The organism is Pyxidicoccus caerfyrddinensis (assembly GCF_010894405.1).
Lineage (GTDB): Bacteria > Myxococcota > Myxococcia > Myxococcales > Myxococcaceae > Myxococcus > Myxococcus caerfyrddinensis.
This window is the reverse complement of the sequence record NZ_JAAIYA010000067.1, coordinates 1-6,365: the sequence shown is the minus strand read 5'-3', so window position 1 is coordinate 6,365 and position 6,365 is coordinate 1. Positions and strand designations below refer to the sequence as shown.

Here is a 6,365-nt window from a genome sequence, read left to right as displayed (position 1 = left end):
CTCGCGCCGGGCAGTGGGCGCACGAAGTGCTTCACGGCGAGCAGCCCATCACTGGCGGCGAACATCAGCGCGCCCGCGAGCGCAATCCACTGCGCTCGCCGCGCCAGCACCGGGCTCCCCACCCTGGCCGCCGCGCGCCAGCCCATCGCGCAGATGACGGCGACATAGAGCGTCATGGGCAGCGCCAGGTTTCCGAGGCCCGAAGTATAGGACGGATAGGAGCCCTGTTGAGGGCGGCGGGATGGTGAAGAGGCCCAGCCAGGCAGCAGGGCGCAGGGGTGTGGGCGTCCAGGTTCCCTGCGGGTGCTTGGGGCTCAACACCACGAGCTCTGGGGTGGCCCGAAGCGCTGGGGCCAACCGAGCAGGCCTCGAGGGCCATGCCAGGTGCTCCAGAATGGCGTGCCCCCCACCGGGGGCCGTCAGGGATGCCAGCACCCGCCGACGGCCTGCACACCGAGAGCAGGAGAAGACGTCCAGCGCTTTCCGTCCGGCGCAGCAGCCCGGCCCAAACCACTCGCGGCGTCCGCTCCTTCTTCGCTTCCAGCTTCGCCGCCGCCTCAGGCGGTGGGCTCGCCTCTTGTGGCTTCGGCCCTGCCCACGCCCTCGCTTGGGGGAACGCTTGGGGGAGCGCGGGGGCATCCGCCGCGAGCGTGGGAAGGGCCGTGCCGAGCTGCGCCCCCAGCAGGCCCAGGGAGAGCAGGTGGATGCGCTGCGTGACGACGGCCCGCAGGTCCGCGTCGTGAAGGATGCGCAGCAGCCGGTCGTCGGGAAGGAATGGATCGAGCGGGACATAGGCCGCTCCGGCCATCCAGATGCCCAGCATGGAGGGGACGACTTCCGGGCCGGGGACCATCATCAGGCCCACGCGGTCTCCCGGTTTGACGCCGAACGCCTTGCGAAGACGCGCGGCTACGCCCGCGGCGCGCTGAAGCAGTTCCGTGCGGTGAAGCACCGTGCGCGCGAAGACGACCTGGGCCGTCTCCGGCAGGCGCAGGAGGGATACTGAAGACATCGGTGTGACTTTCCTTATCAGCGGGGAGGCCGCTCCAAGACGCGGCGCCGGGAAGACCCACGGCGGCCCGAAAACGGTTTGACCCTCTGCGTTATTCAGGCGGGGGGCGGCGCGTGTGACGGTGGCTGGCCGCCCCCTTCTCCCCACTCAGCCGCGTCTCGCACTCGGGGAGTCACGGCCCCGGCAATGTTTCACTCCGGGGGCACCCAGGCGCCGCGAGGCTGGAGAAGGAGGCCCGCGCCGGCACGGAGCGCACCAGCGGGATGCACTGCGGGAGAGGGCATGCGAGCGCGAGCCGCGTGCGAGGCGGGAGGCGCTCCGGAGACATGAACCCTTCGAGGTGCGTTCAGGACGGATGGGCCCAGCTGCTCCAGTGCGCGTCCCGGCCCGACGAGGCCCGGGGCCGCTTGCTGCCGGGCAGGCATGGGGTGACGTGGCAGGCCCCGCTGGGGCCGCTCAGCGCCCCCGAGCACACTCGAGCCGCGAAGACAGGGGACGGCGTGACGATGTACCGCCCCCTGTCTCCCGCGGCTTCGCGGTCATGTCCTCATCAGGCGACGTGCCGTCGCCTGGCATTCCAACGACAGGTCTGGATGAACCCGCGACGGGAAGCTCACGCGGTTGCGGGCGTGAGCATCTTCGTCGCATCCACATTCCATGGCACACCCCCCTGGGGCATGATCGCGATGCTCGCGGCGCCCGGGTACGCCGGGGTGGTGGAGAAGTTCAGCGAGTTCAGATCAATCATCGTGAGAATCCCGCTGAACGCAGACATGAAGTAGTACTTGAGATTGGTGTGGTCGCGTACGCTCGTCCACATCGTGTAGTCGCCGTACGTGGTCGTGTACGAGGGCGGCAGGGTGTCGGGGGTGCCCGTCGTGGCCGGCGAGTTCTTCACCGTTTCCAAGAGCATCCCGTACGGCGTCCCCATGCAGATCTGCGTGAGCTGCAGCGCGACCGTGACCGCGGTCTGCTCTGGACCTGCGAAGCCGGGCGGGTTCTTCGACGGCGGCGTCGTCTGGAAGATGCCTGGCGCCGGCAGCCAGCCCATACCGTCCACAGGGAGCTGGCTGATGCCCTGGGAGAGGATGGTGGCCTTGACGAATCGCGAGGCGGACAGCGAGTCTCCGGGCAGTCCGACCAGACCGCCTCCGACGGGATTGCCGGCACCCGTGGTGGAGGTGGCGGTGCCGACGAGCGTCAGATTGTAGTAGTTCTGGACGTTCGTCAGCTGCCAGTCGTAGGTCGGCCAGTTGGTCATGACGCCGTTGGTACACGTGTAGATGTTGGGCGTGCCGTTGATGAACTCGATGACGGCGCTCAGGCCGGTGTTGTCCGTCACGATGTAGTGCAGCGGGACATAGGAGTTCTTCTCTCCCGGCGAAGGCGGCGGAGGCCCGACGACGACGATTTCCTTGAAGGCTGACAGGAACTCATTGACCGACGCGAAGTTGCCGAGGATCCACGCTGGAAAATCCAGGAACGACACCTGATTGTTCGTCGGCCCAGTCGCAATGGTGCCGTACTGGGTACCGGGGGCGAGCCACAGCGCTCCGACGGACAGCCCAGCGGTGTTGATGCCGTCGTTGAAGGTCGGCTGAGCGTTCCAGCTGCTCCCGGAGGGGGCGATCCCCACGAAGCCATAGGAATTGGTCCATTTGAACGTCGTCCACCCCTGGGCTGGCGAGCCGGGAGTGGCCGGTGTCAGCGGCCAGGACTGCTTGCTGGGCATGACGTAGACGCTCTGCTCAATCACTCCCGGCATCTCCAGCGCTCTCCCGCTCACGAATATCCGCGGCGTGCCTGAAGAAGTCTGACCGGGATTGGCGGGGACGCTGATCATCAGGTTGGTGCACATTCTGGGGCCTCTTTGGGTGGTGTTTCACCGCGATGCGCGATGCCTCGGCGTAGGTATGTTGGAGCGGGCCGCCCCGCACGAGAATAGCGGCTGCTCCTTCCTGATCCGGCGGGAAGGCAATTTGATACGTGAAATGGAAAGTGACACACCCAGGGTGATGCGTGTGTCGATAGAATATTCTGATAAGGCAATTTCCCGCGTCGGGTGCTTCGACACAAGTTGCTGGCAGGAGTGAAGGCTGGATCATGGACCGCACGGGTCAGACAAATCGCGCACGCAAATCCAGGCGTATCGCAATGAGCCCATAGGGGAGGAATTCAATACTCGGGCAGGTGTTGCTGGCGTCGAAGGACTACGACGGGGCCACGCGCTCGAGTACCTGGGCAAGGCCATCGACGCCGGGCTCAAGGGCTCGTGGGCGCAGGGCGACCCGGACCTGGAGCACGTGCGCAAGGACCCGCGTTTCCAGAAGCTGGCCGCCCGCCTGTGGGTCGTGGCGTCCGCTTCAAGGCCAGTTGTCTCCTCGCAGGGGACAGCGACGCGCGTCACGGAGACGGAGGCGACGCGCCAAGCCCCCGAGATGATGGCCGAAACACCTTCGCGCTCGGGCGAGTGGGACCTGGGGCACAGGGCGTGCAACTCCGTCCTGTCGCAACACGATCCACACTCCAACCCGAGGAAGAACCCATGAATTCGTTCCGAAAGCTCGTCATCCCGCTGGTCCTGTCCGTGATGGCGATGGCCTGTGGCGGCAGCGACAACGATGACGACAACGGCGGCGGCTCCGCGAAGCTGGGCGGCGGCAAGCAGGGCGCCGCGAAGGCGCTGCACCAGGCCAACCGCCCGGTGCGTGGCGAGAACAGCGGCTTCGGCCTGGGGCTCGTGGCGATGGCGCAGACGGATGTCTCTTCCGAGCGCACGGAGCCGGGCGCGGCCGGTGGAAAGGCCATCGTCAAGGAGACCGTCAAGATCGCGACGACCGGGGATATCCGAGTGGAGTCGGTCATCCAGTACGTCGACTACTCCGAGGACGGCAAGAACCGCTTCAACGGCACCCTGACCGACACGGTGGTGGTGAGCGCCGCGAGCGGCACCGGGGAGGTGCTGCTCACGTCGAAGGGGCGCGTGGAAATCACGGGAGAGGTGACCGACTTCCTCGACGCGAATGCGACGTTGAAGGTGGGCGGCTCGGAGATTTCGGCGACGACGGGCAATGTCTCCATGAACATCAAGGGCACGCTCACCACGTCGTCGGGGACGCACACCTACGCGGATGAGGTCATCAGCATCGCGGTGGAGGGCTCGCTGCCCGTAGCCCCCTAGGTTTTCGTGCCCACTACGGCCCCTTCGCGCGGCCCGTGCTGGCGCGCGCAGGGGAGGGCGGCAGGCTCGGCCCATTGATGGGACGAGGGATGTGACGACCTCGTCCGGAGGAGTGGCCCGGCGATTCAATCAAGCCTTCGCCAGACTGAAGATCGCCTGAGCCTCGCTCAGGCCACCTCGGGTGTAGTGCCCGGGGCTATGGTGTCGTCGTACAGGCGTACGGCGTCCAGGCGGAGGCGCCTGCCGCGTTCTGGGAGCGGATGGCGAAGCACATATACGTGTTCGGAGACAAGCCAGCCCAGGTGTACGTGGTGGTGTTGGCGCCGAGGTTCCGCGTCGTGACACCGTTGGTGATCTGGAACCCGGTCTCGTTGCCAGAGGTGTCCGTCCAGTTCACCCGGATGCTGGAGCTGCTGATGGCGGTGGCCGTCTGGTTCGTCGGCATGGCGGGCACCGTGGGCGTGGTGGTGCAGGCATACGGCGTCCAGGCAGAGGTGCCCGTGGCGCTGTAGGCGCGGATGGCGAAGCACATATAGGTATTCGGAGACAGGCCGCCCCACGTGTACGTGGTGGTGTTGGCGCCAAGGTTCCGCGTGGTGACACCGTTGGTAATCTGGAACCCGGTCTCATTGCTGGATTTGTCGGTCCAGTTGACCCGGATGCTGGTCCCGCTGATGGCGGTCGCGGTCTGGCCGGTCGGCGCCGCCGGAACGGTGAAGAACGCGCTCTTGTTCGCGGCGAGGAAGTTCCGGTCGTAGTTGTTCAGGCCGATGGTCGGATAGTCCCACCAGAAGCCCATCACGGAGGTCTCCATCCCCCAGCCCACGCTGTCCGGGTGGGGCAGGCCAAAGCCGTGGCCGAGCTCGTGAGCGACCGCGCCGGTCTGCTTACGCTGGCCGGACCACCAGTAGGCGCCCTCCGCCACGTGGCCCTGGAGGCTGTCGATGGCCCAGTCGCCGACGATGGCCTGGCCGCCGTTGCCACCGGTGTACCCACGGCCTCCAGCGAAGCCGCCGGCGCCCTTGAAGAAGATCATCGTGACGTAGCCGCTCTCGTTCTGCGCCGGCGGAGTGGGGAACCCGCGCGAGTGCAGCTCCGCCATGACGGCCCCCTCCATGTTGCCCGTGATGGTGATGACCCCGTCGTCGTAGATGTTTCCCGGACCCCACGAGATGCCGTACGCCTCCTTGGTGCCGTTTGCCTGGATGACCTGCACCGGGTTCAGCACGAAGGTGGCCCCGTTGTTGTGGGCCGCGTAGAAGCGCTGGATGTCGGCCATCGCGTTGTTGATGGCGGTGGCCTCTGCCTGCACCTCGGCGCTGCTCACGCTCCAGTCGGTGGGCACGAACAGCACCGGGACCACCGAGTAGTCCGGCCAGGGATATGGGAATGTCGGGCTGGCCGCCGCGACGCTCGGCCCCAGCGTGCTGGAGAAGAGGAAGACCGCGCAGAGGAGGCTGAGACATCTGTTCATGAAACGCTCCTGAAGCAGGTTGCCCCGGCCAGGCATTCGAGCCGGGGAGGGGTGTGGCGCGCAGGAGTGTAAGCCGCGCATTTATGGCCCGATAGAATGCCCAGGAAGGCTGGGAGCACCTGAGGTGATAGCGTTTTACAATCGCAACGCGATTGTCCGGGGGCGCCATACGCGCGGGTTCCTCGGGGCCCTCCCCGTTGAGTTCCATGTCCTTCCGTTGCTCCTCCAAGGGCTCGTCGATGCGGGCGACCACGACGCCGTGCGGCTCGCCACCGCCATGCCGTACTGGCCCATCGGCCTGGACGCGCAGGGCCAGTGGTGCTGACGAGGCGAAGAGCGGGGCAGGTCAATCGCCCTGCGCGCTGTGCGAAGGCACCGGCTCGGAACCCTCGGCAGCTTCAGCACGTTCGGCATGGCCATCGACAGGGGAGGCGTATTTCTTTCCCCACTCCGCCAGAGCGTGCACGGCATCGTTGAGCGCGGCGCCCGCTTGGGTGAGCGAATATTCAACCTTGGGCGAAGTATAGGACGGATAGGAGCCCTGTTGAGGGCGGCGGGATGGTGAAGAGGGGAGCATAGGCGGCATGGGAGCCCTGTTGCGTGCGAGGGCCGGGGTAGGTGGAGGGCCAGGAGGGCATTGCGACATGGCCTGGACGGAGAAGGAGGCCCCCCAAGGAGGCCTGCACGTCGCGCTCCAG

Annotated in this window: 7 protein-coding genes; 2 read left to right on the top strand and 5 right to left on the bottom strand. The window is 66.7% G+C overall.

Annotation, left to right across the window (positions count from 1 at the left end; all coding sequences use genetic code 11):
- The 3 genes from G4D86_RS54115 to G4D86_RS51335 all read right to left on the bottom strand — a co-directional run.
- Positions 1-266: lysoplasmalogenase family protein (locus tag G4D86_RS54115; RefSeq protein ID WP_275899247.1), on the bottom strand; the 266-nt coding region annotated here is incomplete at its 3' end.
- Entirely contained in the window at positions 173-1,012 is an 840-nt protein-coding gene (locus tag G4D86_RS54500; RefSeq protein WP_205520432.1) for an AMP-binding protein, read from the bottom strand. The genes G4D86_RS54500 and G4D86_RS54115, both read right to left, overlap by 94 nt.
- Before the next feature lie 613 nt (positions 1,013-1,625).
- Entirely contained in the window at positions 1,626-2,870 is a 1,245-nt protein-coding gene (locus G4D86_RS51335; protein WP_164003041.1) for a linear amide C-N hydrolase, read from the bottom strand.
- Between the two features lie 238 nt (positions 2,871-3,108).
- Here G4D86_RS51335 and G4D86_RS54495 point away from each other — a divergent pair, with 238 nt between their 5' ends.
- Both G4D86_RS54495 and G4D86_RS51330 read left to right on the top strand, forming a co-directional pair.
- Positions 3,109-3,561: a TPR end-of-group domain-containing protein gene (locus G4D86_RS54495; protein WP_420821902.1), complete on the top strand. Its 453-nt coding sequence runs from the start codon at positions 3,109-3,111 to the stop codon at positions 3,559-3,561.
- A complete protein-coding gene (locus G4D86_RS51330; protein ID WP_164003040.1) occupies positions 3,558-4,193 on the top strand; it encodes a hypothetical protein in 636 nt (211 codons plus the stop codon). The genes G4D86_RS54495 and G4D86_RS51330 overlap by 4 nt, the downstream gene beginning before the upstream one ends.
- Positions 4,194-4,389: 196 nt before the next feature.
- On the opposite strand, the gene G4D86_RS51325 is transcribed toward G4D86_RS51330, so the two are convergent.
- Positions 4,390-5,667, bottom strand: coding sequence for a fibronectin type III domain-containing protein (locus tag G4D86_RS51325; RefSeq protein ID WP_164003039.1), 1,278 nt, complete (start codon positions 5,665-5,667; stop codon positions 4,390-4,392).
- 346 nt (positions 5,668-6,013) lie between these two features.
- Entirely contained in the window at positions 6,014-6,244 is a 231-nt protein-coding gene (locus tag G4D86_RS54490) for a winged helix-turn-helix transcriptional regulator (protein ID WP_420821901.1), read from the bottom strand.
- Between the last annotated feature and the right edge of the window lie 121 nt (positions 6,245-6,365).